The sequence below is a fragment of the Hydrogenophaga sp. A37 genome (assembly GCF_002001205.1).
In the GTDB taxonomy this organism is placed as follows: domain Bacteria; phylum Pseudomonadota; class Gammaproteobacteria; order Burkholderiales; family Burkholderiaceae_C; genus Hydrogenophaga.
Genome location: NZ_MUNZ01000140.1, coordinates 1 through 25,325 on the forward strand (window position 1 = coordinate 1; position 25,325 = coordinate 25,325).

At 68.0% G+C, this 25,325-nt stretch carries 23 protein-coding genes and 1 pseudogene; 15 read left to right on the forward strand and 9 right to left on the reverse strand.

Translation table 11 applies throughout. The annotated features are described in order from the left end of the window. Window positions 1-366 precede the first annotated feature (366 nt). From B0E41_RS19365 to B0E41_RS19375, 3 genes are all read left to right on the forward strand, one after another. Window positions 367-1,812, forward strand: a complete 1,446-nt coding sequence (locus tag B0E41_RS19365; protein WP_077333404.1) for a sigma-54 dependent transcriptional regulator — start codon at window positions 367-369, stop codon at window positions 1,810-1,812. An 80-nt stretch (window positions 1,813-1,892) separates the two neighbouring features. Next, window positions 1,893-2,210: a hypothetical protein gene (locus tag B0E41_RS19370; RefSeq protein ID WP_077333406.1), complete on the forward strand. Its 318-nt coding sequence runs from the start codon at window positions 1,893-1,895 to the stop codon at window positions 2,208-2,210. Between the two features lie 95 nt (window positions 2,211-2,305). Further along, window positions 2,306-2,527, forward strand: coding sequence for a hypothetical protein (locus tag B0E41_RS19375; protein WP_143433915.1), 222 nt, complete (start codon window positions 2,306-2,308; stop codon window positions 2,525-2,527). Window positions 2,528-2,541: 14 nt separating this feature from the next. Here B0E41_RS19375 and B0E41_RS19380 read toward each other — a convergent pair whose 3' ends face one another. From B0E41_RS19380 to B0E41_RS19400, 5 genes and pseudogenes are all read right to left on the reverse strand, one after another. Then, window positions 2,542-3,162: a D-sedoheptulose 7-phosphate isomerase gene (locus B0E41_RS19380; RefSeq protein ID WP_077333410.1), complete on the reverse strand. Its 621-nt coding sequence runs from the start codon at window positions 3,160-3,162 to the stop codon at window positions 2,542-2,544. Next, window positions 3,159-3,656: an adenylyltransferase/cytidyltransferase family protein gene (locus B0E41_RS19385; protein WP_077333462.1), complete on the reverse strand. Its 498-nt coding sequence runs from the start codon at window positions 3,654-3,656 to the stop codon at window positions 3,159-3,161. The genes B0E41_RS19380 and B0E41_RS19385 overlap by 4 nt, the downstream gene beginning before the upstream one ends. 21 nt (window positions 3,657-3,677) lie before the next feature. Further along, window positions 3,678-5,500 (reverse strand): annotated as a pseudogene (locus B0E41_RS27615) (carbamoyltransferase C-terminal domain-containing protein). Continuing rightward, window positions 5,497-6,660 (reverse strand): lipopolysaccharide heptosyltransferase II, encoded by a 1,164-nt coding sequence (gene waaF, locus B0E41_RS19395; RefSeq protein WP_077333412.1) that lies wholly within the window; start codon window positions 6,658-6,660, stop codon window positions 5,497-5,499. Before waaF ends, B0E41_RS27615 begins: the two are co-directional and overlap by 4 nt. After that, entirely contained in the window at window positions 6,657-7,391 is a 735-nt protein-coding gene (locus B0E41_RS19400) for an SDR family oxidoreductase (RefSeq protein ID WP_077333464.1), read from the reverse strand. The genes waaF and B0E41_RS19400 overlap by 4 nt, the downstream gene beginning before the upstream one ends. A 61-nt stretch (window positions 7,392-7,452) precedes the next feature. Here B0E41_RS19400 and B0E41_RS19405 point away from each other — a divergent pair, with 61 nt between their 5' ends. The 9 genes from B0E41_RS19405 (at window position 7,453) to B0E41_RS19445 (ending at window position 17,893) form a co-directional block, all read left to right on the forward strand. Beyond that, window positions 7,453-8,283, forward strand: coding sequence for a mechanosensitive ion channel domain-containing protein (locus B0E41_RS19405; RefSeq protein ID WP_171984824.1), 831 nt, complete (start codon window positions 7,453-7,455; stop codon window positions 8,281-8,283). Beyond that, the gene (locus B0E41_RS19410; RefSeq protein WP_077333417.1) at window positions 8,264-11,065 is read left to right on the forward strand and encodes an ATP-binding cassette domain-containing protein; all 2,802 of its coding nucleotides are present in this window, start codon (window positions 8,264-8,266) and stop codon (window positions 11,063-11,065) included. Before B0E41_RS19405 ends, B0E41_RS19410 begins: the two co-directional genes overlap by 20 nt. 417 nt (window positions 11,066-11,482) lie before the next feature. Beyond that, window positions 11,483-12,259: a hypothetical protein gene (locus B0E41_RS27390; RefSeq protein WP_077333419.1), complete on the forward strand. Its 777-nt coding sequence runs from the start codon at window positions 11,483-11,485 to the stop codon at window positions 12,257-12,259. 109 nt (window positions 12,260-12,368) lie between these two features. Beyond that, window positions 12,369-12,839 (forward strand): hypothetical protein, encoded by a 471-nt coding sequence (locus tag B0E41_RS19420; RefSeq protein WP_077333421.1) that lies wholly within the window; start codon window positions 12,369-12,371, stop codon window positions 12,837-12,839. A 77-nt stretch (window positions 12,840-12,916) separates the two neighbouring features. Next, complete coding sequence (locus B0E41_RS19425) at window positions 12,917-14,218, forward strand: glycosyltransferase (RefSeq protein WP_253195022.1); 1,302 nt, start codon at window positions 12,917-12,919, stop codon at window positions 14,216-14,218. Window positions 14,219-14,280: 62 nt separating this feature from the next. Then, window positions 14,281-14,859 (forward strand): HAD family hydrolase, encoded by a 579-nt coding sequence (locus tag B0E41_RS19430; protein WP_171984825.1) that lies wholly within the window; start codon window positions 14,281-14,283, stop codon window positions 14,857-14,859. Further along, complete coding sequence (locus B0E41_RS19435) at window positions 14,856-15,863, forward strand: glycosyltransferase (RefSeq protein ID WP_077333427.1); 1,008 nt, start codon at window positions 14,856-14,858, stop codon at window positions 15,861-15,863. The genes B0E41_RS19430 and B0E41_RS19435 overlap by 4 nt, the downstream gene beginning before the upstream one ends. A 16-nt stretch (window positions 15,864-15,879) precedes the next feature. Then, window positions 15,880-16,935: a glycosyltransferase family 9 protein gene (locus B0E41_RS19440; RefSeq protein ID WP_077333429.1), complete on the forward strand. Its 1,056-nt coding sequence runs from the start codon at window positions 15,880-15,882 to the stop codon at window positions 16,933-16,935. After that, the gene (locus B0E41_RS19445) at window positions 16,916-17,893 is read left to right on the forward strand and encodes a glycosyltransferase family 4 protein (RefSeq protein ID WP_077333430.1); all 978 of its coding nucleotides are present in this window, start codon (window positions 16,916-16,918) and stop codon (window positions 17,891-17,893) included. Before B0E41_RS19440 ends, B0E41_RS19445 begins: the two co-directional genes overlap by 20 nt. Here the strand turns inward: B0E41_RS19445 and rfaE1 are convergent. The 3 genes from rfaE1 to B0E41_RS19460 form a co-directional block, all read right to left on the reverse strand. After that, on the reverse strand, window positions 17,880-18,878 hold the full coding sequence (gene rfaE1 / locus B0E41_RS19450) for a D-glycero-beta-D-manno-heptose-7-phosphate kinase (RefSeq protein ID WP_077333432.1): 999 nt from the start codon (window positions 18,876-18,878) through the stop codon (window positions 17,880-17,882). The two genes, B0E41_RS19445 and rfaE1, sit on opposite strands and share 14 nt — an antisense overlap. A 158-nt stretch (window positions 18,879-19,036) precedes the next feature. Next, complete coding sequence (locus B0E41_RS19455) at window positions 19,037-19,495, reverse strand: PA2169 family four-helix-bundle protein (RefSeq protein ID WP_077333434.1); 459 nt, start codon at window positions 19,493-19,495, stop codon at window positions 19,037-19,039. Window positions 19,496-19,597: 102 nt separating this feature from the next. Beyond that, window positions 19,598-21,856 (reverse strand): response regulator, encoded by a 2,259-nt coding sequence (locus B0E41_RS19460; RefSeq protein WP_171984826.1) that lies wholly within the window; start codon window positions 21,854-21,856, stop codon window positions 19,598-19,600. A gap of 230 nt (window positions 21,857-22,086) precedes the next feature. On the opposite strand from B0E41_RS19460, the gene B0E41_RS19465 reads away from it, so the two are divergent. Beyond that, window positions 22,087-22,791: an outer membrane beta-barrel protein gene (locus B0E41_RS19465; protein WP_077333438.1), complete on the forward strand. Its 705-nt coding sequence runs from the start codon at window positions 22,087-22,089 to the stop codon at window positions 22,789-22,791. Window positions 22,792-22,905: 114 nt separating this feature from the next. Here the strand turns inward: B0E41_RS19465 and B0E41_RS19470 are convergent, their stop codons facing one another. Further along, complete coding sequence (locus B0E41_RS19470; RefSeq protein WP_077333440.1) at window positions 22,906-23,220, reverse strand: BON domain-containing protein; 315 nt, start codon at window positions 23,218-23,220, stop codon at window positions 22,906-22,908. Here B0E41_RS19470 and B0E41_RS19475 point away from each other — a divergent pair. Next, the gene (locus B0E41_RS19475; RefSeq protein ID WP_171984827.1) at window positions 23,219-23,770 is read left to right on the forward strand and encodes a response regulator; all 552 of its coding nucleotides are present in this window, start codon (window positions 23,219-23,221) and stop codon (window positions 23,768-23,770) included. The genes B0E41_RS19470 and B0E41_RS19475 overlap by 2 nt on opposite strands. 95 nt (window positions 23,771-23,865) lie before the next feature. Next, a complete protein-coding gene (locus B0E41_RS19480; RefSeq protein WP_077333444.1) occupies window positions 23,866-25,236 on the forward strand; it encodes a sensor histidine kinase in 1,371 nt (456 codons plus the stop codon). Window positions 25,237-25,325: the final 89 nt, after the last annotated feature.

Consider the following 25,325-nt stretch of genomic DNA (forward strand, 5'->3'; position numbering starts at 1 on the left):
GTTCCCCCCCGCTCCCCCTGAAGAAGCGCCCATCCAGGAACCGCCTCAAACACCTGGAAAAATCATCACCGTTCATCGTTTGCACCGTCAGAGCATGGTCAGCTTTTCGCACCACCATTCGGCCATTGCGCGGCCCTGAAGATTTGGCGGCAAGCTTTGCCGAACCCCGGTGGGGCTGGCTTCACCTCACTCGCCGCACGGGGAAAGCGCGGTGCAGACATGCGCCCCCAGAAGCTGGCATGATGCGGGCGTTCTTCGGAGGAGGGACTGAATTGCTGTCGGTAGCACACGTCAACGAGCGCGTCGCAGCACCGCTCCTTCCAACGAGGGCCCCACTTCTTCGCGCCTACCCAAGTTGGTTCATGCATGACCCACGCCCTGATCGTTGAGGACGATGTGGATTCGGCGGCCTCGCTCAAGGCCTTGATCGCGAGCGAAGGCCTCACGGTGTCCACCGCCTCCAATCTGTTCGACGCGCGCAAGCAGCTGTCGTTGCAGCCGCCCGACATCGTGTTGCTGGACCTGCGGCTTCCGGATGGAAGCGGCATGGACCTGTTCGAAGACCCCGAGCTGTTGTCCAACTCCGAGGTGGTGCTCATCACCGGCCACGCGAGCCTGGAAACGTCCATCCTCGCCCTGCGGCTGGGGGTGGCGGACTACCTCGTCAAGCCCATCAACCTCAAACACCTGCAGGGTGTGCTGTCGCGTGTCACCAAGCCGGCGGTGCTGAAGGCCGAAGTGGCAGATCTGACGGCAAAACTTGCTGCTACAGGGCATTTCGGCCAACTCTGGGGGCGTGCCCCCAACATGAAGCGCGTGTACGAGCAGATTTCCCGCGTGGCGGGCACCGGGGTCACGGTGTTCATCACCGGCGAAAGCGGCACGGGCAAGGAGGTGGTCGCGCAGACCATTCACGAATTGAGCCGCCGCCGAAAAATGCCCTTCCTCGGGGTCAACTGCGGCGCCATCTCGCCCAACCTGATCGAGAGCGAAATCTTCGGTCACGAAAAGGGCAGCTTCACCGGCGCCGACCGTCAGCACCAGGGCTTCTTCGAGCGCGCGGCCGGGGGCACCCTGTTTCTGGACGAGATCACCGAAATGCCGCTGGAGCTGCAGGTCAAGCTCCTGCGCGTGCTAGAGACCGGGCGCTTCATGCGCGTGGGGGCCACGCAGAGCCAGGAGACCGACGTGCGCATCGTGGCCGCCACCAACCGCTCGCCGTTCGAGGCGGTGGCCAGCGGGCGGCTGCGCGAAGACCTGATGTACCGGCTGAACGTCTTTCCCATCGAGCTGCCGCCACTGCGTGAGCGCCTGTCCGACGTCGGCCTGCTGGCGGAGCACTTTCTGCGCTTGATCAGCGAGCAGGAGGGCAAGGTGAAGAGCTTCACGCCCGAGGCGCTGGAGCAGCTCACCTGCCATGACTGGCCGGGCAATGTCAGAGAGCTGCGCAATGCGGTGCACCGGGCTTATGTGATGGCGCAAGGCACGCACATTGATGCCCAATGGCTGCCCCGGCCCGCGGAGAAGCGCGCCGCAGAGCAGCCGCTTGCCCAAGGGTCGGCCGCTGCCCCTGCGGTGCCGGTACCGGTGCAGGCGCCGGAGCCAGCGCCACCCGCGCCGCACACCGTGGGCAAATCGGTGGTCATTCCCATCGGGGTGACCCTCGCGGAGGCTGAGCAGACGCTGATCCTGGCGACGTTGCGGCATTGCCGGCACCAGAAGGAACGCACGGCGGCGACCCTCGGGATCAGCCTGAAGACGCTGTACAACCGGCTCAAGCAATACAACGCCGACAAGGACGAGGGCGACTGAATCTTTCTACGCAAGCGGGTTGCGGCATGCCGTTTGCCATAGGGACGCTTCCTTTCCCTGTCCCTCTTCAGGAGCCCACCATGCCCGACACCACCGTCCATCCCACCTCCATTGGATCCGCGCCTCGCGACAGCCAAGGCCAAGACCTGTTGAACCGTGCGACCGAAACCGCCCACGGCGCGGTGGATCGGTTCGCCGACAAGGCGGGGCCTGCGGTGCAGAAGCTGGAGTCTGGCATGGCCCAGGCCAACGCGGTCCTGCACGACCAAGCGCACCACATGCGTGAACTGAGCGATGAATGGGCGAACAGCGCGCGCGACACGGTGCGTCAGCATCCGCTGACCTCCGTGCTGTTGGCACTGGCTGCGGGCGCGCTGATCGCGCGCGCCTCGCGTTGAGCCCGGACAACAAGCCCTGCACGCTGGCCTGCGCCCAGCAGGCAGGGTGCAGCGCCCACGCAGACAGCGCGCAACGCACGGAGCCAGCGCCGTGTGTGCTGCTGGACCCGCGCGCCACCGTGTTGCCGCCGCCTCCGGTCCACCGCAGCACCCCGGCCGTGCCGGTGTCTCCTGCATCCCGTGATCACGAAGATGAGTCGGCCGATCCGGTGGGCGACGGGCACAGCGATGCCGAACTGGCAGCGAGGAAGAACGAAAAAGAGAAAGAGAAAGAGAAAGAGAAAGAGAAAGAGAAAGGCCGACCTGAGGCCCCCTGAAAGGCCACCGCCGTTCAGAGCAAGCCGGCTCTCGCCATGCGGTTCTCCATCAACGCACAGAGCGTGTGACCGATGAAAATGTGCGCTTCCTGCACGCGCGCGGTCACCCACGAAGGCACGACGATCGACACGTCGCACAGCGGCGCCAGGCGACCGCCGTCGCGCCCGAGCAGGCCCACCGTTCTCATGCGCAGTCTGCTGGCGGTCTCTGCCGCGCGCACGACGTTGGCGGACATGCCGGAGGTGGAAATGGCGACCAGGCAATCGCCCGGGCGCCCCAGCGCCTCGACCTGTCGCGCGAAGATGGTGTTGAAGTCGTAGTCGTTGGCGATGCAGGTCAGTGCCGAGCTGTCCGTGGTGAGGGCGAGCGCGGCCAGTGGGCGCCGGTCCTCGACCAGACGGCCCGAGAGTTCGGCCGCCAGGTGCTGGCTGTCGGCCGCAGACCCGCCGTTGCCGCAGAACATCAGCTTGCCGCCTTGCGCCACGCAGGCGGTCCACAGCCCGGCGGCGGCTTCCACCTCGGCCTGAAGGTGAGTGAGCGACTGAAAGACTTCCAGGTGTTGGCACAGGCCGCGCTCGAAGTCATCTTCGACGTACTTGGAAATTTTGAGAAACGCGGGGGCGACGGTGTTCATGGCGTGATCTCCTCTGGTTCGGCGGCACTGCGGCGCGCACGCTGGATCAAATGGGTGGTGGAGCAGCCCTGGCGGTAGCCCAGGATGGCGACCCGGCCGCCCCACTGGTCCAGCAAATCCGCTTCGGCGAGCGTGTCCAGGCAGTAGTCGCCGCCCTTCACGTACACCTCGGGTCGCAGTTGATTCAACAGCACAGCGGGTGTCGGCTCGTCGAAGACCACGACAAGGCTCACGCACTCGAGCGCAGCCAGCACCGCGGCCCGGTCGTCAGCGGCGTTGAGCGGGCGCCCCGGGCCCTTGTTCAGGGCGCGCGCGGAGGCGTCTGAATTGACGCCCACGACCAGGCTGCTGCCCAGGCGGCGCGCCTGGTCGAGGCAGTCCACGTGGCCACGGTGCAGCAGGTCGAACACGCCGTTGGTGAACACCAGCGGGCGCGGCAGCAGCCTCGCGCGTTCGGCCAGTTCGCTGCGTTCGCATTGCTTGTGCATGTTCATGTCCATCCTTTCAACGGTGGTTCACTGGGCAGTGGCTGGGGCCGGTGCCGGGTCGCCTGGTTTCTCCAGCAGAAAACTGCCGATCACCAGGGCATCCAGCGGGGTGCTGTAGAAGGCGTCCAGCGCGTCCTTGGGGGTGCACACGATGGGTTCGCCCCTCACATTGAACGAGGTGTTGATGAGCACCGGCACACCGGTGAGCTCGCCGAATTTTTCGAGCAAAGCGTGAAAGGCCGGGTTGCTGTCGGCCGACACCGTCTGCACGCGTGCCGTGCGGTCGAGGTGGCATGCGGCGGGAATGCGCGCCGCCTGCTCGGGCGGCACGCCGTAGATGAACAGCATGAACGGCGCCTTGCCGCCGTTGGCCTCGGCCGGTGTGAACCACTCGGCCAGGCGCTCCTCGGGCACGGCCGGGGCCACGGGACGGAAGTCTTCGCGGTCCTTGAGCTCGTTGATGCGCGCCTGCATGCTCTCTTGCAGCGGCGAAGCGAGGATGGAGCGCGCCCCGAGCGCGCGCGGACCAAACTCCATGCGGCCCTGGAACCAGCCGATCACCTTGCCCTGCGCCAGCAGCCGCGCGGTGGACGCCGCCACGTCATGCAGACGCATGTAGGGCAGCTTGGCCCAGCTCAACAAGGCCTCGATCTCGTCGTCGCCAAAGGCGGGCCCGAGGTAGGCATGCGTCATCACCCAGCGGCGCTCGGCCAGCGCGAAGGGGGTGTCGTCGGGCCGGTGTGCCTGCGCCGGGATCGGCCCCCGCGGGTGGGTGCGCAGGCGCGCGTCGATCCACATGGCCGCGCCCAGGGCGGTGCCGGCGTCGCCCGCCGCCGGTTGCACCCACACCTGCTCAAAGAGGCCGCTGTCGCGCAAGCGCGCGTTCATCACGCAGTTCAGGGCCACGCCGCCGGCCATCGCCAGACAGGGCTGCCCGGTGACCGAGCGCAGCCAGCGCGCGATGTCCAGCACCGTGCTCTCCAGCACGGCCTGCAGGGCCGCGGCCAGGTCAAAGTGGCGCTGCTCCAGTGGGGCGCCGCGGGAGCGGGCCGGTCCAAACAGCGCACTCAGATCCATCGGCGCGACTTCATAGCGCCCTTCACCGAACCAGCGCACCTGGTTGGCCAGCAGGTCGCGGTAGCGGTTGCGGTCGCCCATGGCCGCCAGCGCCATCACCTTGTACTCGTCGGACGAGTGCAGAAACCCCAGGTGCGCGGTGACCGCTTCGTACAGCAGGCCCAGTGAGTGGGGCACCTTCACCTCGCCCAGGCCCTCATGGCGGTCGTTGGAGTAGAGGCCATAGGTGGTCGAGGCGTTTTCCCCCCGGCCGTCGAGTGTCATCACCGCGCACTGTTCGAACGGGCTCGCCAGAAAGGCGCTGGCCTGGTGCGCCAGATGGTGGTCGACGAAATGGAAGCGGTACGGCCCGTCGTGTCGCACGCCCTGGAACCGCGCGCGCAGGTGGTGGGGCACGCCATCGGCCAGCTGCCGGGGCGCGTGACGATGTAGGTCACGAAGAGCGGGTCCCAGACGTTGTCCCAGCCTTCGGGCGGGTGCGCGGAGGGCTCCAGGGGCAGGGCGATCGGCAGGTCGGCGCGGGTGTCGTCCACGAAGCGCCAGGGGTTGAAGCTGTAGGCCACGTGGTCCACGTCGGCCAGTTGCACGCCGGCTTCGCGCAGGCAGTCGTTGATCGCGTGGTACGGCAGTTCCCAGGCGGTGAAGGGCACCGGCCGCTTGCCGTGCTTGATGCGCGTGAAGCGCTCTTCCTCGCTGGCAGCGATCACCTGGCCGTCCACCACCAGGGCGGCGGCACTGTCGTGAAAGGCGGCGTTGATGCCCAATGTGATCATGGCGATACCCTGGAAAGTGCGCCCGCCCGAGGCGCATGGGACATGGCGGACACCAACGGCACAGCAACGGGTGTGCCCAGCAGGTCCAGCACCGCCCGCACGACCTCGTCGGGCTCGATGCCCAGCAGGCAGGCGTGGTGGCCTTGGGGGCAGACGCTCTTGAGGCAGTGGCGGCACGGCACGTCGTGCGACAGCACGCGCGAGGGGGTGCGCCAGGGCGTGTGCTGCGGGTTGGTGAGCGCGTACAGCACCACCACCGGCGTGCCCAGCGCGGCGGCCATGTGCGCCGGCCCGGTGTTGTTGCACACCAGGGCCTGGGCGCTCGCCACCAGCGCGGCGAGCTGCCCCAGCGAGAGCTGCCCGGCCAAGGTGATCGGGGTGTGGTGCCGCATGGAGGCCGCGGCCTTGTCGACCAGGGGTCGCTCGTCGTGCGAGCCGGTGAAGACGATCTGGCAGCCGGTGGCCTCGGCCAGTGCGTCGGCCGCGCGGCCGAAGCGTTCGGCGGGATAGCGGCGCGACGCTGCCGTCGCCCCAGGATGCACCACGAGATAGGGCTGGTCCGGGTCGCCACCCGCCGCCGCAAACACCTCACGCATGCGCGTGGTGTCGCTCGCCGCAAAGCGCATGCGCAGGCGGTCGTCGGTGGGGTGAAAGCCCACCGAGCGCACCAGATCGAGCTGGCGCCGCACTTCGTGGCGCATGCCGCGGCTGCACACCTCGTGGTCCGGCACCCAGTCGGTGAGCAGGGCGTAGGGGTTTTCTCGGCAGTGCGCCAGACGCAGCGGAATGCCGGCCAGGTGGCACAGCAGGGCCGCGGGCAAGGCGCTCTGGGTGCAGGTGGTGAAGATGATCGCGGCGTCGAAATGTTCGTCGGTGAGTTGCTGCACCAGCGCCCGTGTCGCCTTCACCGGTTCGTGGCCTGGGTCGTGCTTCATCCAGGCCGCGGCATGCACCAGACAGCGGTCAATCTCTGGCACGTGCTGCGCTGCTTCGGCGCCGGAGGGCGAGGTCAATAAGCTCAGGCGCACGTCCGGGTGCTGGCGCTTGACGGCGGCGAGGGCGGGCGTCGTCATCAGCACATCGCCCAGGTGGTCGAGCCGGATGGCCAGGATGTGGCGGGCTGCCGCCCAGGCCGACGAAGCAACGGAAGCGGGGTTCATGGCCACGAGGTCTCGCCGTCCGGCAGCACCAGCAGCTCCGCAATCACCGTGCCCCGTGGCATCGCCAGCACGAACTGCACCGCCTCGGCCACGTTGGCCGGGTCCTGCAAGGTGCTGGTGTCGATGTCGGGGAAGCGGTCGAGCAGAAAAGGTGTGCGCATGCCGCCCGCGATCAGCGAGGTCACGCGCACGCCCTGCGAACGCAGTTCGGCGTGCAGTGCCTTGCCCATGCCGAGCAGGCCCCACTTGCTCGCGTGGTACGCGCTGGCGTTGGGCCAGGCGCGCAGCGAAGCGGTGGAGGCCACGTTCACGATGTGGCCGCCGCGCCCGCTGTCCGAAGCCCGCAGCAGGGGCAGGGCGGCCTTGCTCAGCAGAAAAGGCCCGATCAGGTTGGTCTCGATGACCCGGGTCCAGACGCCGCTGTCCACCGCGTCGATCGAGGCCGTGACGTCGGTGCCGGCGTTGTTGATCAGCGCGTCCAGGCCGCCCCAACGTTCCTTCAAGGTACCCAGTGCCTTGGCCACCTGAGGGGCTTGTGTGACGTCACAAGCCAGGGCCAGGGTGGCGTGGCCGTCCGGGTCGATGGTCCGCGCGACGCGCTCGGCCTTGTCGGCGTGCAGATCCAGCAGCCCCACCCGCGCGCCGCTCGTCACCAGGCGCGTGGCGATGGCCGCGCCCAGCCCGCTGCCGGCGCCAGTGACCAGGATGTTTGATGTGGACAAATTGTTCATGGGCCTGCATGGGCAATGGGCATGCCCGGCCGCCCCGGTATGCCGTTTGCCAGAGCGGGCGATGGACCTGAGCGAAACGATGGGGTCAATGCGGCAGTGGCTCGCGCCGCTGGACTGGGTGCTCTTCCGGTTGACCGACACCGAGGTCACCTTGGGGATGCTGGTGAAACTGGTGTTGCTGGGCGCGGCGCTCTTCTGGCTCGCCGGCGCGGTGCGACGCTGGCTCGCAGGGCGTGTGCTCGCGCGTTTCGATGTCGAGGAGGGAACGCGGCACGCCGTGGCGTCAATGACCCGTTACGTCGTGCTGGTGCTCGGCATGGTGCTGATCCTGCAGAACCTGGGCATCAACCTCGGCGCCTTGAGCTTGGTGGCTGGGGCCGTGGGCGTTGGTGTGGGCTTCGGGCTGCAGAACATCGTGAGCAACTTCATCAGCGGACTCATCATCATGCTGGAGCGCCCCATCAAGGTGGGTGACCGGGTGGAGGTGGCCAACGTGGAGGGCGTGGTGCACGAGATCAGTGCCCGGCGCACCACGGTTGTGACCTCGGACAACGTGGCCATCCTGATTCCCAACCAGCGGTTCATTCTCGACAGCGTGGTCAATCTGGCCTACCTGGACGCACCTGTGCGCTTGCGTGTGGCGGCCTCGCTGGCGCCCGACTCGGACGCCGCGCAGGTCGAGCGCTTGTTGATCGAGGTCGCCCGCGAACTCCCCGGCGTGATGGACACGCCGGCACCCCATGTGCTGTGGCGCTCGATCAGCACCGCCGCACGGGAGGTCGAGTTGGCGGTGTGGTTCGTGCCTGACCGCATCGCGCGCGATGCGTTGAAGAGCGAACTCAACCGGGCCATGGCACGGAGCTTTGCCGCGCATGACATCCGCTTCGCCTGAATTTCCGACGGACCACGGGCCCCCGCCGGCCGGCCCACCGCCCTCACCGCCGGGCGCTGCGCCGCGGCCGTTGAAGGGCATTCTGCGGGCGCTCGGGAGAGCGGCCTGGCGCCACCGGCGCCGCACGCTGCTGGCGGTGCTGCTGCTGGTGCTGGCCAAGGTGGCCAGCGTCTGCGTGCCCCTGGTGCTGAAGGAAATCATCGACCGGTTCAGCGCGCCGGGCGCGCTGGCCACCGTGATGGGCCCGGGCGAGTCGGCCACGTTTCCGCAAGGTGCCCAGGTGGTCGTGTTGCCGGTGTTCCTGCTGATCGGTTACGCGGCGTTGCGCTTCTCGTCCACCGTGTTCACGGAGCTGCGCGACCTCTGCTTTGCGCGCGCCACGCTCGTCACCGTGGCCGACTTCGCGCAGCGCGCCCTGGTGCACCTGCACGCCATGGGCCCCCGCTTTCATCTGCAGCAGCAGATGGGTGCGCTGGTGAGGGATGTGGACCGGGGCACCGCCGCGCTCGGCTTCCTGCTCAGCGCCTTGTTGTTCACCCTGTTGCCCACCGTGGTGGAAATCGGCGCGGTGATCGCCATCATGGCGACCGCCTACGGTGGCGGGTTCGTGTTGATCCTGCTCGTCACCTTCTTCTCGTACGCCGTCTACACCGCCTTGATGACGGGGCGCCGTGTGCGCCTGCAGCGGCGCGTCAATGCGCTGGATTCCCGGGCCAACGGCCTGCTGCTGGACAGCCTGGTCAACCAGGAGTCCGTTCGCGCCCACGCGAGCGCCGCGCACGAGACCTCAAGATACGCCAAGGCGCGGGGCGCCTGGGTGGAGCGCAGTGTGGACAACCAGACCGCGCTGTCGGCCCTGCACCTGGGACAGGGCGCGATCATCGCGGTCGGCATCGGCGCCATCATGTTGCTCGCGGGGCAGGGCACCGTGCGCGGCCAGATGACCGTGGGCGACCTGGTGCTGGTCAACACCTATGTGTTGCAGGTCTGCCTGCCGCTTAACGCCCTGGGCCAGCTGTACCGTGAGGCGCGCGACGCCCTGACCAACGCGGAGCGGCTCTGGGGCATGCTGGACACCCCGCCCGAGATCGTGGACAGCGCCCGGGCGCAGCCCCTGGTGGTCCAGCGCGGTGAGGTGATCTTCGAGCACGTGGACTTCGCCTACGAGCCCGGCCGCCAGGTGCTGTGGGATGTGAACTTCCGCATCGAACCGGGCCAGACGGTCGCCGTGGTGGGCGGCAGCGGCTCGGGGAAATCCACCCTGGCCCGGCTGCTGCTGCGCACCTACGATCCCCAGCGCGGCAGGGTGCTGGTGGACGGCACCGACGTGAGCGGCGCCACCCTGGTCAGCCTGCGCGCGGCCATCGGCGTGGTGCCGCAGGACAGCACCCTGTTCAACGAAACCATCGCCTACAACATCGCCTATGGCCGCCTCGGTGCCAGCATGGCCGAGGTGATCGAGGCGGCCCGTGCGGCGCAGGTGGACGAGTTCATCCACGCGCTGCCCCAGCAATACGACACCGTGGTGGGCGAGCGCGGCATGAAGTTGTCGGGGGGTGAAAAACAACGCATCGCCATTGCGCGGGCCTTCCTCAAGAACGCCCCCATCATGATCCTGGACGAGGCCACCTCGGCACTCGACACGCGCTCCGAGCGGGCCATCCAGGGCCAGCTCGACCGCATCTCGCAGGGCCGCACCACCCTGGTCATCGCGCACCGGCTCTCCACCATCGTGGATGCCGACCGCATCCTGGTGCTCGACCGGGGCCGCATCGTGGAGCAGGGGCGCCACGAGCAGCTCATCGAGCAGGGTGGCCTGTACACCCAGCTGTGGGACCTGCAGCGCCAGAAGCAGGCCTTCGACCGGCTGGAGCGGCGGCTGGCGCGCCAGCCCGTGAACCTCGCCGTGATGCTGGCCAACGTGATCGATGGTCTGCGGCCCCGGCTGGATGCGCGGGCCATTCAGCTGTACACCGTGATCGATCTCGACAACGCGCGCGTGGCGGGCGATCCCGGCGTGTTGTCCCAGGTCATCTGGGACCTGTGCTCGCACGCCGTGGACGCGACGCCGCAGAGCGGGCGCATGGAACTGCGCCTCGAACGCCTGGACGGCCGTGTGCGCCTTACGGTGACAGATGGCCGGCATGCCGCGAACGGCGAGCCGCTCACGTCGTCGTCGGAAGCGCCGGCGATGGACCCGCTGGTCCTGCGCTCCGCGATCGAGCGCCAGGGCGGGCAATTCACCCTGGAGCCCGCCAGCGCCGTCCAGGGCATGCGGTCCCTCATCGACCTGCCTTTGCAGGCGGTGGACGCGCCCTCGTCGCCCGTGGTGGTGAAGACCGGTCCCGAAGCCCGCCGCGACGGCCAACGCCTCACCGCGCTCAACGTGATGATCGTGGACGACAACCCGATGGCCCGTGAAGCGCTGGAAGCGGTGATGAGCGCCGAGGGCGCGCATCCGGTGGCGTTTGCCACGGGTGGGGACGCTGTGCGATGGGTGGACAGCCAGCCGCTGGACGAATGGCCCCGGGTGTTGATCTGCGACGTGGTGCTCGGCGAGGAAGACGGCTACACCGTGGTGCGGCGCATCCGCCAGATCGAGGTCCACCGCGGTGTGCCGCTGGCCCAGCGCATGTACGCCGTGGCCCTGACCGGCGCCACACGGCCCGAAAACCGCGTGCGCGCACTCATGTCGGGTTTCCAGTTGCACATGAGCAAGCCCGTCGCGCCCGAGGAACTGGTGGCCACCCTGGCCACGCTCACGCGCCCCTCCCAGGCGTAGGGCAACGCTGAACAAGTCCCTCGTGGCGCGGGCATCCTGCTCTCGGGCGGTCTGCGGCGTTGCAAAGCCTCGCCGGGCCGCCCGGCCCGTCTGCGTTTTGCGCCTTGCAGCCCATCCCGACAGCAGGCGCCCGCATCCACGGGGACCTACTCAGCGTCGCCCTAGGCAACAAATGCCGAAACGTCCGCGCATCCGTACGGCTTGCGGCAATTTCTTCGCCGCCATTGGACAGCGTGATACGGGCTTGCCATCAAAGTGAGAACAAGGCGCGAGCTGCAGACAGTGCTACAGCACGGCAAGGCGAAGCAACGCAGTGATCGCTTTGATGGCAGGCCCGACGGGCATGCAGCTTGCCGTGATGTCACAGGGTCGTCGGTCGGCGACCTGCATGTTTTCACTGTTATGAAAGGACATCACATGGCACAGCATGACGACCGTTCCCGCCGCAACGAACCGCGCAGGCAGGAACAGCAGGACCAGTACAGCGGTGGCTCGGGAGGCTCTCGCAGCCGCGCTGGCAGCAACCACGGCGACTGGCGCCCTGATCCGGGCCGGCAGATGTCGGGTTACGACGAAGCGAACTTCTCACAGGGTGGCCCGGGTGGATGGAGCGAGCCCGACCACGGTGGCCAGGGCGGCTACGGCGGTCAGGGCGGCTATGGCGAACAATTTGGTGGCGGCCAAGGGCGCTATGGATCGGGGCAGGGCCCATCGGGCGGACAAGGCTATGAAGGCCGTGAACCGCAAGGTTTTGGTGGCCAGCGTGGCCAGGGCTATAGCGGCCAAGGCGGCCAAGGCTTTGGCGGCCAGGGTTATGGCGGCGGCCAGGGTTACGGTGCCCAAGGCGGCCAGGGCTATGGTGGCCAGAGCGGTCAGGGCTCCTATGGCTCGCGCGGCGGCCAGGGCGGTGAGTGGGGCGGCGAATGGGGTGGTCAGGGCAGTGCCCACGGCTCCCAGCAGCACCACGATCCCGACTACAGCCAGTGGCGCGCCGAGCAGATGCGCATGCTGGACGACGACTACCAGTCCTGGCGCCAGGACCGCTACAAGAAATTCGCCGATGAGTTTTCCGGGTGGCGCAGCCAACGCGGCAGCAGCAGCGGCTCGCAACGCTCGGGCGATGCTTCCAGCGGTTCCGGCGGTTCCGACGGCACGTCGAACGGCTCTTCAAGCGGCTCCAAGACGTCGAAGTAAACCCGCTGGGTGACCCTTCTTCGCCTTCTTTGCACAGCGATGCCTGTGCACGGCAGTGGCCCCAGAGCGGGGCCACTGCCATGTTCGCTTCCAGCAACAGGAGATCGCCATGTCCCCTCGCAGCAGATTCGTTGACCGCGACGCCGCGCAGAGCGCCGTGTCGCTGGCCCGGCCCGCCATCGAGGCCGCCTTGCGGGACGCGGCGATCAGTGGGCAGCATGTGCTGCACCTGGTGGTGCTCGACCCCTCCGCGCGGCCCGGCACCTGTGCGTTTCAGGAAGCGGTGCTGCTGGAGTGCACGATCGGCAACCAGGACACCCAGGGGTGGGACGCCGACTACGCCGCCTTCGCGCGCGACAAGGCCGCGCTCAGCTGGCGCCACGGCATGGACAGCCGGCGCCTGCAGTTGATGGAGCCGCACCGGCTCGCTCACGACGATGGCCTGTTGTGGGGTGGCGTGTGGCTCGACGGCATCGTCGTCGCGGCCAGTGGCGCCATGCCGCAGTGGGACGAAGCGTTCTCCGCCTGGGTCGCGATCAATGTGCGTGCCATCGCCTACGAACGCGCCGTGGCCGGCTAGGGACCTGCGCGGCGGGGCAGGCGCAAGACGGCACGTCGTTTGCCTGTTCGGGCCAGTTCCACCCGAAGGCCATCCACATGAAACACCCTCCATTGCGGGTCCTGATGATCAGTGAGCACGCGTCGCCATTGGCGTTGGCGGGCAGCACCGATGCCGGCGGCCAGAACATCTACGTAGACAACATCGCCCGCCAACTGGCCGCAGACGGTCACCACGTCGATGTGCTGACCCGGCGCGACGACCCCGGGCTTCCCGCCGTGGTGCCGTTCGCCCGAGGGGCGCGCGTGTGGCATGTGGACGCGGGGCCGCCCAACCAGGTGCCCAAAGAGAAGCTGATGGACTGCATGCCCGATTTCGCCGCCAAGGCGTGGCGCATGCTGCGGGCGCAGGCCCCCTACGACGTGATCCACGCCAACTTCTTCATGTCCGGATGGGTCGGCCTGCAGTTGCGGGCCCGGCTGCGGGCGCCCCTGGTCACCACCTTCCATGCCTTGGGCCTGGTGCGGCGTGCGCACCAGGGCGCGGCCGACGAATTTCCGCCCGCGCGCATCGCCATAGAGCAGCAATTGGTGGCGTCATCCGACCGGGTCATCGCCGAATGCCCGCAGGACCGCCACGACCTGCAGCACCTGTATGGCGCCGTGCCCCGGCGCATCCGCCTGGTGCCCTGCGGGGTCGATACTCAGCAGTTCCGGCCCGGTGCCCGTCAGGAGGCGCGCCAGCGGCTGGGCTTGCAGCACGACGAATTCATCGTGCTGCAGCTGGGGCGGCTGGTGCCGCGCAAGGGCATCGACAACGTGATCCAGGCCATGGCGCTGGTGCCGGCCGAGGTGCCGGCGCGCCTGGTGGTGGTGGGCGGCGGGTCGGAGCAGCCGGACCCGGCCATCACGCCCGAGATCGGGCGGCTGCAGGCCGTGGCCGCGTCCGCCGGGGTGGCGCACCGTGTGACCTTCGTCGGCCGGCGCGGCCGTGATGCGCTGCGCGACTGGTATGTGGCCGCCGACGTGTTCGTGACCACGCCCTGGTACGAACCCTTCGGCATCACGCCGCTGGAGGCCATGGCGTGCGGCACGCCCGTGATCGGCAGCGATGTGGGTGGCGTGCGCTACACGGTGCAGGACGGCATCACCGGTTTCCTGGTGCCGCCCAAGGACCCCGCGGCCGTGGCCGAGCGCTTGATGACGCTGCAGCGGCAACCGCTGCTGGCGCGGGCACTCGGGCATGCTGGCGTCGCGCGGGTGCAGGCGGCATTCACCTGGGACCACGTGGCCCGGCAACTGGCCGGCGTGTACGCGCAATTGCAGGTCGCCCGGCCCGAACGGCGCGAGCGGGTGCGGCCCCGGCCGTCGTCGGGGCTGCTGCAAGCGGAGGCGCCATGAGCGGAGCGCCGGGCCGCTCCCAAGCGAGCTCGCACCGCAGCCCGTCGGGCGAAGGTGATTCAGTGAGCTCTGAGCGGCGCGCAGCGGTGTTCGTGGACAAGGACGGCACCTTGGTGGAGAACGTGCCCTACAACGTGGACCCCGCCTTGCTGAGGTTCGAAAGTGGTGCCCTGGAAGCCTTGGCGGCCTTGAACAGCGCTGGCTTTTCCATCTTCATCGTCACCAACCAGAGCGGACTGGCCCGAGGGTACTTTTCGCTGCGTGCGTTCGAAGCGCTGCGGTATTTGCTGCAACAGCGCCTGCTCGACGAGGCCGGGGTCGACCTGGAGGGCTTCTACTTCTGCCCGCACGCACCGGATCTGAAGGGTGGACCGACCTGCCTCTGCCGAAAGCCCATGCCCGGCATGCTGTCCCGCGCGGCCAGCACGCATCGGCTGGACCTGACGCGGTCATGGATGGTGGGCGACACGCTCGACGACGTGGAGGCCGGGCGCCGCGCGGGCTGCCGCAGCATCCTCTACGACTCGGGTGGGGAAACCGTCTGGCGCAGTGCGCCGCTGCGACAGCCCCACGCCAAGGTGTCGTCGTGGGATCAGGTGGTGCGGACCATCCTGGACGAGGCCGACCTCGGGCGCGCATGAAACCTTGCCACTTCATGGGCTTTATGCCGCCGCCTCGCATTTCGGTGGTGGTGCCCACTTGCCGCCGGCCGGCGCTGCTAGGGCGCTGCCTGTGTGCGCTGCTGGACCAGAGCATCGGTGTGCATGCCTTTGAAATCCTGGTGGTCGACGACGGGCATTGCGACCGCACGCGCGACTGCGTGGAAGCCCTGGCCAGCCATCATCTCCGAGGGTTCCTGCGTTACCTGCGCCCCACGGAGGGGCGCGGCCCGGCGGTGGCGCGCAACTGCGGCTGGCGCGCGGCCCGGGCCCCCTTGATCGCCTTCACCGACGACGACACCGTGCCCTCGCGCGTCTGGCTGGAAGTGGGCGAGCACGCCATGCTCCGACACGGCTGGACCGCCATGGGCGGGCGCGTGGTGGTGCCCCGCACCACCGATGCGCCTTCGGACCATGAGCAGATGACCCGGGGCCTGGAGAAGGCTGAGTTCGTGACCGCCAACGCCTTCGTGCTGCGCGCCGCATTGCAGCAGGTGGGGGGCTTCGACGAACGCTTCGAGCGCGCCTGGCGCGAAGACACCGACCTGCAGTTCCGGCTGGAGGAAGTCGCCGGGGTGGTGGGGCACTGCGACCACGCGCTGGTGGCCCACCCGGTGCGGCCCGAGCGCTGGGGCGTTTCCTTGCGCCAGCAGAAAAACGTGTTCTTCGACGCGCTGCTGTTTCGCAAGCATCCGCGGCGGTACCGGGCACGGGTGCGGACGCTTCCCCCCATCGACTTTTACGCCGTGGTCGTGCTGACGCTGGCCGCCCTGCTGAGCGCATGGGCCGGCGCCGAGGTGGCCGCCTGGGTTTGCGCGCTGGCGGCGCTGGCGCTGCTGCTGCGCTTCACCGTGCGCAGGCTGCGCAGCACCTCGCACCGGCCCGCGCACGTGCTGGAGATGCTCGCCACCTCGGCGCTGATTCCGTTCCTCTCGGTCTACTGGCGTCTGCGCGGCGCGTGGCACTTCCGCGTGTGGTTCTTCTGACGCGAGCGAGCACACCATGGCCCCACGCCGCATCGCCGTTTTCAGGGCACTCATGCTCGGTGATCTGGTGTGCGCCACGCCGGCACTGCGCGCGCTGCGCAGCGGCTGGCCCGAGGCGCACATCACCTTGGTGGGCTTGCCCTGGGCGGCCGAATGGGCCGCGCGCCTGCCCTGGGTGAATGATTTCGAGCCCTTTCCCGGTTGGCCGGGCCTGCCCGAACGGGAGGTGCCCGCACCGAGCGTCCGGCAGGCGTTCATCGAGACCATGCGCAGCCGCCGGCTGGATCTGGCGATCCAGCTGCATGGCGCGGGCGACGTGGTCAACGGGCTGGTGGCCCGTTTCGGTGCTCGCCACACCGCCGGCTTTTACCGGCCCGAAGCCGGATGCCCGACGGGCGATGAAACCCGCTTCGTGCCTTGGCCGACCGAGGGCCACGAAATCGAGCGATTGCTCGCGGTCACCGACCGCCTGGGCCTGCCCCGGTGCGGATTGCAGCCGGACTGGCCGCTCCAACCCGAGGACCGGCGCCGGGCCCGCGCGCTGCTGCCTTTCGCGGGGCGCTTCGCCATCGTGCACGCGGGCTCGCAGTTGCCTTCGCGGCGCTGGCTGCCCGAGCGTTTCGCGGCGGTGGCGAACCGGCTCGCGGAGCAGGGCCTGGCCATCGTGCTCACCGGTTCGGCTGGCGAGCGTGAACTCACCCGCGCGGTCGCCGAGCGCATCGGTTCCGGGCGGGTGGTGGACCTGGCGGGCCGCACCAACCTGTGGACCCTGGGCGGCCTGGTGGCCGAGGCGCAGCTGCTGGTCGGCAACGACACCGGGCTCACACACATCGCCGCGGCGCTGGGCACCCCGAGCGTGGTGGTGGCCTGCGGCAGCGAGGTGGCGCGCTGGGCGCCGCTGGACGCTGCACGCCACCCGGTGTTCTGGCATCCACTGCACTGCCGGCCCTGCGGCCACCGGTGCTGCCCCACGGGCCACGAATGCGCGCACGCCGTGGCCATGGAGCCGGTGGCGCAGGCGGCGCTGGCCTGGGTCGACAAGGAGCCTCACCATGAGCCCTCTCTCGGGTAATGCCGCACCGCGGCGCCGCTTGCGCATCCTCACCTGGCACGTGCACGGCAACTACCTCTACAACCTCACGCAGGTGCCCCACGACTTCTGGCTCGTCGTGGACCCCGCGCGTTCGGTGCACCACACCGGCCGCAGTGGCACGCTGCCCTGGGGCAACAACGTGCACGAAGCGCCGCTGGATCGGCTGGCGGCGATGGCTTTCGACGTGGTGCTCTACCAGGCGCGCGACAACTGGGAGATCGATCGGCCCCGCTGGCTGACGGCCGCCCAGCGCCAGCTGCCCCGCATCGTGCTCGAGCACGATCCGCCGCAGCAGCATCCCACCGACACGCCCCACTGGTGTGCCGATCCGGGTGCGGTGCTGGTGCATGTCACCCCGTTCAATGCGCTCATGTGGGACAGCGGCCCGTTGGCCGTCCGGGTGGTCGAGCACGGTGTGCTGCCCCTGGCCGAGCACCCGTGGAGTGGCGAGATTCCCGAAGGGCTGGTGGTGGTCAACAACATCGCGCGCCGAGGTCGCCGGCTTGGTCTGGACATCTGGCAACAAGCGTCCGCGCGGGTGCCGCTGTGCCTGGTGGGCATGGGCAGTGAGCAGGCGGGTGGATGGGGCGAAGTGGCGCAACACCAGCTGCCGGCCCTGATGGCGGTGCACCGGTTCTTCTTCCACCCCATCCGCCACACCAGCCTGGGGCTGGCCGCCATCGAGGCGATGTTCGCCGGCCTGCCGGTGGTGGGCCTGGCCACCACCGAGCTGGTCACGGTGATTCACAGCGGACGCAATGGCTACGTCGACACCCATCTGGACCGCTTGGTGGACGTGATGCAGCAACTGGTGCGTGACCGAGGACTGGCGGCCGAGTGGGGCGAAGCCGGGCGACGGACCGCGCGCGAGCGGTTTTCGATCAAACGCTTTGTGCGCGACTGGCTGGCGGTGTTCGACGAGGTCACCGCCGCGTGAGGTCCACCGCTTCACGTGGTGCGGCACCGCGGGTGCCCGCGTCGGCCTGCATCAGGTCTTCGAGCGACACGACGGCCGTGCCGATCTTGCCCACCGCGATGCCCGCCGCGAGGTTGGCGTGGCGCACCGCGTTCTCCAGCGAAGCGCCGGCCGCGAGAAAGGCGGCCAGCGCCGCCAGCGCGGTGTCGCCTGCGCCACTGACGTCAAACACTTCGCGCGCCACGGAGGGAATCTGCAGGACGGGCCGGTCGGCGCTGAACAGTGTCATGCCGCGTTCGCCGCGCGTGACCAGCAGGTGGTTCAGCTCCAACCGCGCGCGCAGCGCCTCCATGGCCACCTGGAAACCGTTCTCGTCCTCCCACGGCCCGGCCACGGCTGCGGCCTCGCTTTCGTTGGGTTTGAGCAGCCAGGCGCCCCGATAGGGGTCGAAGCACTTGCCCTTGGGGTCGACCATCACACGGCAGCCGTGTTCGCGCGCCTGCGCGATCAGCCGTTCACACCCCGTCAGTGCCCCCTTGCCATAGTCGCTCAGCACCACCCAGGGATGCTTGGGCAGCAGACCGCAAGCGAGTTCACACAGCGAGCGTGCCGCCTCGGACGAGGCCTGCCGCTCGATGTCGATGCGCAACAGTTGGTGGTGTTTGCAGACCGCACGGATCTTCTGGACGGTGGGCATGTCCGCACATTGAAGTTCGTGCAGCACGATGCCTTCCTCGCGCATCAACCGGGCCAACCGGTCACCGGCGTCGTCCTTGCCGAGCAGGGTAGCGAGCGTGGTGCGACCGCCCAGGGCCACCAGGTTGGCCGCGACATTGGCCGCGCCGCCCGCCCGCTCCCATTCGTGGCCGAAGTGCAGCACGGGCACTGGCGCTTCGGGCGAAATGCGCTCCACCGCGCCGTCCCAGTAGCGATCCAGCATGCTGTCGCCCACGACCAGCACGGTGGTGACGGCGGTGGCGGAGGAGGGCTGGTGGGGCGGTTTCATGGAGCGGGCCGTTCAACAGACACCATGGCAGTTCCCCACGAGCCACCCGCCTTCACTTCACAGCGGCTATCGCTGCTGTGGCTGCCGCAATCCTTGCGGCAATTCTTTCATCGGCCCGGGCGTTTCGGGGTTCTTCAGCACAGGGCCTGACACCGCCATCAGTGTTGGCTCACCTTCGCTTGGTCGCGCAGGCTGCGCATCTGACTGTGGTTGCGCTTGACGCCCTGGTACTGCCGTTCCACCACGAAACGCACGTCTGGGGGCAGTTCTTCGCCTTGCAAGGCATCGCGGTAGCGGGCCATCGCGGTGTCTTCACCGCGCTCGGCCTCCTCCAGCATGGCCAGGTCGGAGTAGCCCGCCAAGGTGCCCTTGACCGCCACCCAACCGCGGTGCAGCGAGCCGGTGGCGCTGCCTTCGGTCTCGGCTTTGCCGCCGTATTGCACCACCAGGGTCTGCAGTTCCGCGGCGGCCTGGGCGCATTCCTCGGCGCGGGTGACGAAGAGATGTTGGATCTGACTGCTCTGCGCGTGGTCGGCGCTGAGTCGAAAGCCGTATTCGCCGTCTTTCGAGGTTTCGATCAACGTGTTCAGCGTTTTGACAATGTCTTTCCTGTCCATGATGTTCCTTTGAGAGTGTGAGAAGAAACACCGGCACGGATGACCGGTAATGGGGTCGCAATGCGACACCCTTGCGGGGCACATGGCGTTCCCGACACCACCTCAAGCTGATCGACTCACCGGCGCCTTTCGCTGTGCCATCGCGTCCGCCAAAACCGCCACCAGCGCCTCGGGCTCGCACGGCTTCTGCACGAACGGAAAGTCGTCCCGCCCGTCGGCATCGCCCCGGTGGCCGCTGATGAGGACGATGGACACCCCGGGGAACTGCTGGCGCACCTGCCGGGCCAGCGAGACGCCGTCCATGGGGCCGGGCATGAGCACATCGGTGAGCATCGCGTCGATGTCGCTGTTGTTCTGCAGGATGCGCAGGGCCTCCTGGGCAGAGGCGCTGGGCACCACCTCGCACCCGAACGAGGCCAGCAGCGACGAGGTCACACCCCGAAGCTCATCGTTGTCTTCCACCAGCAACACACGGGTTCCGGTGATGGAGGGCGCCGTGCCATTGAACGGTTTGGAGGGGGGCGTCCCGGTGGTGCTGCGGGCCGGCAGGATCATGTTCACCGTGGTGCCCAGTCCCGGGGTGCTGTTGATGCGGGCCGTGCCACCCGATTGGCGACAGAAGCCGTAGACCTGGCTGAGCCCCAGGCCGGAGGCCTGCGGGGATGCCTTGGTGGAGAAGAACGGCTCGAACACCCGCTTTGCAATGGCGTCGCTGATGCCGCTGCCGTCATCGGTGAGCGAGATCACCACGAAGTCCTGTTCGGGCAACCCGGCGCCATCATCGGCATCGGCCCGTGCCGAGCGCAGTTCCACGTGGCCGCTGTCGACCATGGCATCCCGGGCATTGAGGGCCAGGTTGAACAACGAGAGCTCCAGCTCACTGGGGTCGGCAAACACTGTGGGTGCGGAGGGATCGATCACGACGGTGAGCTGGATGCGCCGGCCCAACAACGAGCGGACGAGCTCGGCGGCTTCGGGCAGGAAGGTGCCGAGCGTGATGAGCTCCGGGCGCACAGACTGGCGCCCGGCAAATCGCAACAGATGCTGGGTCAGTCGGCTGCCCGCTTCAACCGCCCGCAGCGTGGCTTCCACCGGCGAGGTGAGCGCCGGGTCCTGGGTCTTGCGCAACAGCAGGTGGCTGCTGTTGCTGATCACCCCCAGCAGGTTGTTGAAGTCGTGGGCCACACCGCCGGTGAGCCGCCCCAGGGCTTCGAGCCGCTGGCTGCGTGACAGGTGCTCTTCGGTGTTGCGGGTGAGGACGATGGCCTGCTCGACGCGCCGCTCCATCTCGACCTGGGCGGCGTGTATCGACTGGCTCGCCTGCGCCATGGCGTCCGCCACCTCATTGCACTCCGTGATGGCGGTCTTGTTCGCCCGGACAGGCTGTCCACTTTTCATGTCCAGCGCCAGTTGCTTGATGGTCTGTATCGGTCGCGCGATCCCGCGTGACAACCACAGCGCCGCGAGCACGGCGAACGTCAGAAGCCCCATCGTGCCCAGGGCCAGGTTGCGCACGTCCTCAGGCACCACCCCATTGAACTGCGCCTCTGGCATGGCAATGACATAGGTCCAACCTTGCGCCGTGGTGTTGAAGTAGAGGGCGACGTCTTTCCCGTCGAGGGACTTCGTGTGCATGAGCCCCTCGCGATCGCGGGACAAACGCTCGCGCAGGTCACTGGAGGTGTACCGCCCGGTGTGCACCTCACCCCGGGGATGTCGGGCCACCACGCGCCCCTCGCTGTCGACGATGCCCGCGACCCAGTCTTTGTCGAATTTCTGCTGATCGATGATGCGCTGGAACTCACGGGGCAGCAGGGTCAGCGTGAGGTTGAGCACGGGCTGGCCCTGGCGGAGCACAGGCTGTACCAGCGATGCGTGGTAAGTGCCTTGGTCCGTGTTTTGGCGCAGCGGCTGGATGCGCGCGGTGTCCACCAAGGTCCCTGCTGTCAGGGTGGCCGTGGTGGGTGGCAGGTTGCCGGGTGGCAGCCGCGTGTCAATGAGCAGTTGGTTGGTCGTGCGAACCTCCAGCCAGCCTTCTGCCCCCGTGAGGGTGCGGCGCGCTTGATCGTCGAAGGCGAGCAAGCTGCTCTGGGGGATGTGGGGCGCGGTCTCCAGCAGGCGCGAGAGCGCCAGGCCACGCACCACCGCGGCCCGCTGGGCCAGTTCCAGGTCGAGTACCCGCGAGATGGCGCGCGACGTGTCTTCCAGGCGGCGTTGATTCGTCTCCAACGCGAGCTGGTGCGTCAGGCTCACCACCCACCAGCCCACCAGCAAAGCCGGGATGAAGATGGCCAGCACCAGCAGAACAAACCTCGAACGGATGGAGTGAGGGCCCCGGAACCAGCGTACCCAACGCTTCATGAAAACTTCGCTCCTCATGACCTCAACGGCGAGAGGCCTCAATTGACCCGCACTGACGTCTGCCCGCTGGGCGGGCAAGCAGCTTGCCCACAGCCTGAATGCGCGCGCCACGGGGGTTTGGTGTCACATCGCCTCCATGCCGGCCGTCGGCGGCACATGGGTTGCCCTGACCAACGACTGCTTCCCGTTTTTGGCGCAGTGCTTCATCAACCCATCTTCAGGAATCCACCATGAAACGCACAACGCACCCTTCAAGGACCTGGTCAGTGGCAGCGCTTGCCGTGGTCCTTGCGTGCTCTGCCCGAGCCCAGACCACCCCGAGTTCCACCGCGCCCGACCCCTCCAGCGTGGCCCCCAGCGAGACCATGAGTGCGCAGGCTACTACGCCGTCTTCGACCGGTCAACGCTCCATGTACGACACGTCGTCGGGCTCTTTCTCGGTGATCCCGTACGCCACCAATGGCTACATTGGTCTCAACGTGGGCAATCCCGACTGGGACGTTCCCTGTGTTGGCGTGTTTAGCTGCTCTGAGAGCGACGCCTCGTTCAACATCTACACCGGCGGCATGTTCAGCCCCTATTTCGGTGCCGAGTTGGGCTATGTGAACTTTGGTCCCTTCAAGCGCGCTGGCGGACGCACACGTGCGCATGGGCTGAACCTGAGCCTCGTGGGTCAGATTCCACTGGGCGCGGTGACCCTGTATGCCAAGGCCGGCACGCTCTATGGTGAGACGAAGGTGACCGCGAGTCCGTTGTCGGGCCTGACCACCGGCAAGGCCGACGGCTGGGAGCCCACGTATGGCGTCGGGGCGGCCTTCAACTTCAACCCCCGATCGGCCATCGTTCTGGAATGGAACCGCTACGACCTGAACTTCGTGGACGTCGGGCGGCGTGACATCACCACCACCAGCCTGGGCTACATGCACCGCTTCTGATCCGTCGCTGTCACACCAAGAAGGGGAAGGGCGGCAGATTCGTCTGCCGCCCTTCTTGGATCCTGGGCGCTGTGCTGGTGAGCGAGGGTCCGCCGCGGCACCTGCTTCGGTGACTCAGCTGGCGGGTCGGACGACGATGTTGTTTTGAACATTGCGCACGTCCGGCACCGACCGGGCAATGGAGGCCGCTTTGTCCTTTTCGGTCTGTGTGGTGGCAAAACCAGAGAGCTGCACCGTGCCATTGAGCGTTTCAACGCCGATGCGCATCGCGCTCACCTGCTCGTCCTGGGCAAAGCGGGCTTTCACCCGGGTGGTGATGGCGGCGTCATCAACAAACTCCCCCACCGTGCTCTGGCCGCTTTTCACGGCACAGCCGGTTGATGCGAGGGATCCAATGGCAATGGCCACAGCAAGAAAGAGGGGTTTCATGGGAACCTCCGATGGGTTGATGGAACCCATGGACGGCAATCGGCATACCCAGACGGCCGCTGGTGGAAGAGGCGAGTCGATTGCCCCGCCATACACCCCGGCCTTGCAGACCGCCATGCACCAAGAGCCTGAACCCCCTTCTTCTGCGACGCTGAGACGCCCCGCACTGCGGGTGTTGATCGCAGACGATCACGTCGACGCCGCAGACACCCTGGCCATGCTGGTGAACCTGGAAGGCTATGACGTGGAGGTCGCGCGTGACGGCGAGGAAGCGCTCCAGATCGCTGACCGCCTGCGTCCCGATGTGGCGATCCTGGACATCGGCATGCCCGGCCTGGACGGGAACGAGGTCGCCCACCGCCTGCGCCAGACGCAGCAGGGTGTTTCGATGCTGATCGTGGCGCTGACCGGTCATGGCGAGGTCGAGGACAAGCAGCGCGCCCTGGCCGCGGGCTTCGATGAGCACTTCACCAAGCCCGTGGAACCGGCCGCTCTGTTGGGCCGCATTGCGGCTTGGGAGCGCGGCCGGCACAGACCGGGTTCGGCATGACCCGCGGTTGCGCTGTGGAAGCGATCCGCAAATAATGGACGGCACCCCATACCAAGCGCCACGCAACACGCCCACGCCACCTGGCAAGCGACCCGATGCCCGCCCTCGATCCATCCCTTCCCGTGCTGGCGGACCACTTGGCGTCGCGCCGGGATCTCATCGTCACCGCCTGGCGCCGCGCGGTGGAGGCCGACAGCAGTTTGAGCACGGGCCATGCCTTGCCGCGCGCCCAACTGATCGATCACATTCCGGCCTTGCTCGAAGGCTTCGAGACCCACCTGCGCGAGCCCGATGCCGATGTGTCCCACCGCGGTGACGCCGCAGCGCACGGGCTGCACCGGTGGCAGCAGGGCTTCGGTCTGGCCGAGGTGTCGCGCGAGCTCGGCCATCTCAATGAGTGTGTGGTCGCGGAGCTCGAAGCGTGTGCCGGTTTGCACCCCGCGCCGTCACCCCAGGGCATGGCCCGGGCGCGGCAGGTTTGGGCGAGCATCTTCAGCGTGGCCGTCAGTGCCAGCACGTCGCAGTACTTCAAGCTGCAACAAATGGAAGCCAGCAGTTACGTGAGCGAGCTGGAGGCGGCGCTGCACAACCTGGGCCAGCTCGAACGGCAGCGAGCCGCGCTCTGGCAACAGGCCGCCCATGATCTTCGCGGGAACCTAGGCGTCGTGGCCAATGTCGCCGCGGGGCTTGGGCATCCCCAACTGGACGGCGCGGGGCGCGAGAACTTCCTGCGCATGCTGGAGCGCAACATGCATGAGCTGCACAAGCTGCTCGACGACATCACCAGTCTGGCCCGGCTGCAGGGCGGCCAGGAACCTCGGCGTGTGGAGACGGTCAATGTTGCTGCACTTTTGACGGAAATGGGCGAGAGCCTTCGCGTGTTGGCCGCCGCGCGGGGGCTGTCGCTGGAGCTGATCGGGGAGGCCGGCTTCACTGTCGAGGGAGATCCGGTCAAGCTCCATCGCATCGTGCAAAACCTGGTTCTCAACGCCATCCGCTACACCGCGCAGGGGGGCGTGAAGGTGATCTGGGCCGCGGCGGGTTCCGGGGACCCCGAGCGCTGGGAACTGCAGGTCAAAGACACCGGCCCCGGCCTCGCGCCCCATCCAGCCTCGGATGTGCTCGACGCCCTCGAAGCCGCCACCGACAATGCCCGCGCTCTGGCCCGAGGCGCCCGGACGGGCGAGGTGGTTCATGTGCTCTCGGAGGACGGGGGCTTGTCCGGCCCGCATGCCCTGGATGGCCACGGCACTACGTTCAGCCATGGCGAGGGCATCGGCCTGTCGATTGTCAAACGCCTGTGCGAGCTGCTCGACGCCACCATTCAGGTGGAATCGGGTCGCGAGGGCACGTGTTTTCGCATCCTGCTGCCCACCCGGTATCCGCCCGATGCGCCAGCCTCTGGCGCGGACGGTGCGCTCCACAGGGCGGGGGACGGAGCGCTCGTGCGTCCTCCCGCTCCTTGATTTGCCCCATCCAGCGCACCCCCGGGCACATGCATTGCCGGTGAAGTGGGCGACGTCTGCTTTGCGCCGAATGTCCGGCCTGTGCAACG

What these genes read in the sequence shown, in the direction of transcription:
- B0E41_RS19425 (WP_253195022.1), top strand. Translation starts at nt 12,917, where the DNA reads ATGAAACACCCTCCATTGCGGGTCCTGATGATCAGTGAGCACGCGTCG.
- B0E41_RS19380 (WP_077333410.1), bottom strand. Translation starts at nt 3,162, where the DNA reads ATGAACACCGTCGCCCCCGCGTTTCTCAAAATTTCCAAGTACGTCGAA.
- B0E41_RS19455 (WP_077333434.1), bottom strand. Translation starts at nt 19,495, where the DNA reads ATGGACAGGAAAGACATTGTCAAAACGCTGAACACGTTGATCGAAACC.
- B0E41_RS19420 (WP_077333421.1), top strand. Translation starts at nt 12,369, where the DNA reads ATGTCCCCTCGCAGCAGATTCGTTGACCGCGACGCCGCGCAGAGCGCC.
- B0E41_RS19435 (WP_077333427.1), top strand. Translation starts at nt 14,856, where the DNA reads ATGAAACCTTGCCACTTCATGGGCTTTATGCCGCCGCCTCGCATTTCG.
- B0E41_RS19385 (WP_077333462.1), bottom strand. Translation starts at nt 3,656, where the DNA reads ATGAACATGCACAAGCAATGCGAACGCAGCGAACTGGCCGAACGCGCG.
- rfaE1 (WP_077333432.1), bottom strand. Translation starts at nt 18,878, where the DNA reads ATGAAACCGCCCCACCAGCCCTCCTCCGCCACCGCCGTCACCACCGTG.
- B0E41_RS19475 (WP_171984827.1), top strand. Translation starts at nt 23,219, where the DNA reads ATGGGAACCTCCGATGGGTTGATGGAACCCATGGACGGCAATCGGCAT.
- B0E41_RS19400 (WP_077333464.1), bottom strand. Translation starts at nt 7,391, where the DNA reads ATGAACAATTTGTCCACATCAAACATCCTGGTCACTGGCGCCGGCAGC.
- waaF (WP_077333412.1), bottom strand. Translation starts at nt 6,660, where the DNA reads ATGAACCCCGCTTCCGTTGCTTCGTCGGCCTGGGCGGCAGCCCGCCAC.
- B0E41_RS19470 (WP_077333440.1), bottom strand. Translation starts at nt 23,220, where the DNA reads ATGAAACCCCTCTTTCTTGCTGTGGCCATTGCCATTGGATCCCTCGCA.
- B0E41_RS27390 (WP_077333419.1), top strand. Translation starts at nt 11,483, where the DNA reads ATGGCACAGCATGACGACCGTTCCCGCCGCAACGAACCGCGCAGGCAG.
- B0E41_RS19480 (WP_077333444.1), top strand. Translation starts at nt 23,866, where the DNA reads ATGCCCGCCCTCGATCCATCCCTTCCCGTGCTGGCGGACCACTTGGCG.
- B0E41_RS19365 (WP_077333404.1), top strand. Translation starts at nt 367, where the DNA reads ATGACCCACGCCCTGATCGTTGAGGACGATGTGGATTCGGCGGCCTCG.
- B0E41_RS19440 (WP_077333429.1), top strand. Translation starts at nt 15,880, where the DNA reads ATGGCCCCACGCCGCATCGCCGTTTTCAGGGCACTCATGCTCGGTGAT.
- B0E41_RS19370 (WP_077333406.1), top strand. Translation starts at nt 1,893, where the DNA reads ATGCCCGACACCACCGTCCATCCCACCTCCATTGGATCCGCGCCTCGC.
- B0E41_RS19410 (WP_077333417.1), top strand. Translation starts at nt 8,264, where the DNA reads ATGACATCCGCTTCGCCTGAATTTCCGACGGACCACGGGCCCCCGCCG.
- B0E41_RS19460 (WP_171984826.1), bottom strand. Translation starts at nt 21,856, where the DNA reads ATGAAGCGTTGGGTACGCTGGTTCCGGGGCCCTCACTCCATCCGTTCG.
- B0E41_RS19445 (WP_077333430.1), top strand. Translation starts at nt 16,916, where the DNA reads ATGAGCCCTCTCTCGGGTAATGCCGCACCGCGGCGCCGCTTGCGCATC.
- B0E41_RS19465 (WP_077333438.1), top strand. Translation starts at nt 22,087, where the DNA reads ATGAAACGCACAACGCACCCTTCAAGGACCTGGTCAGTGGCAGCGCTT.
- B0E41_RS19405 (WP_171984824.1), top strand. Translation starts at nt 7,453, where the DNA reads ATGGACCTGAGCGAAACGATGGGGTCAATGCGGCAGTGGCTCGCGCCG.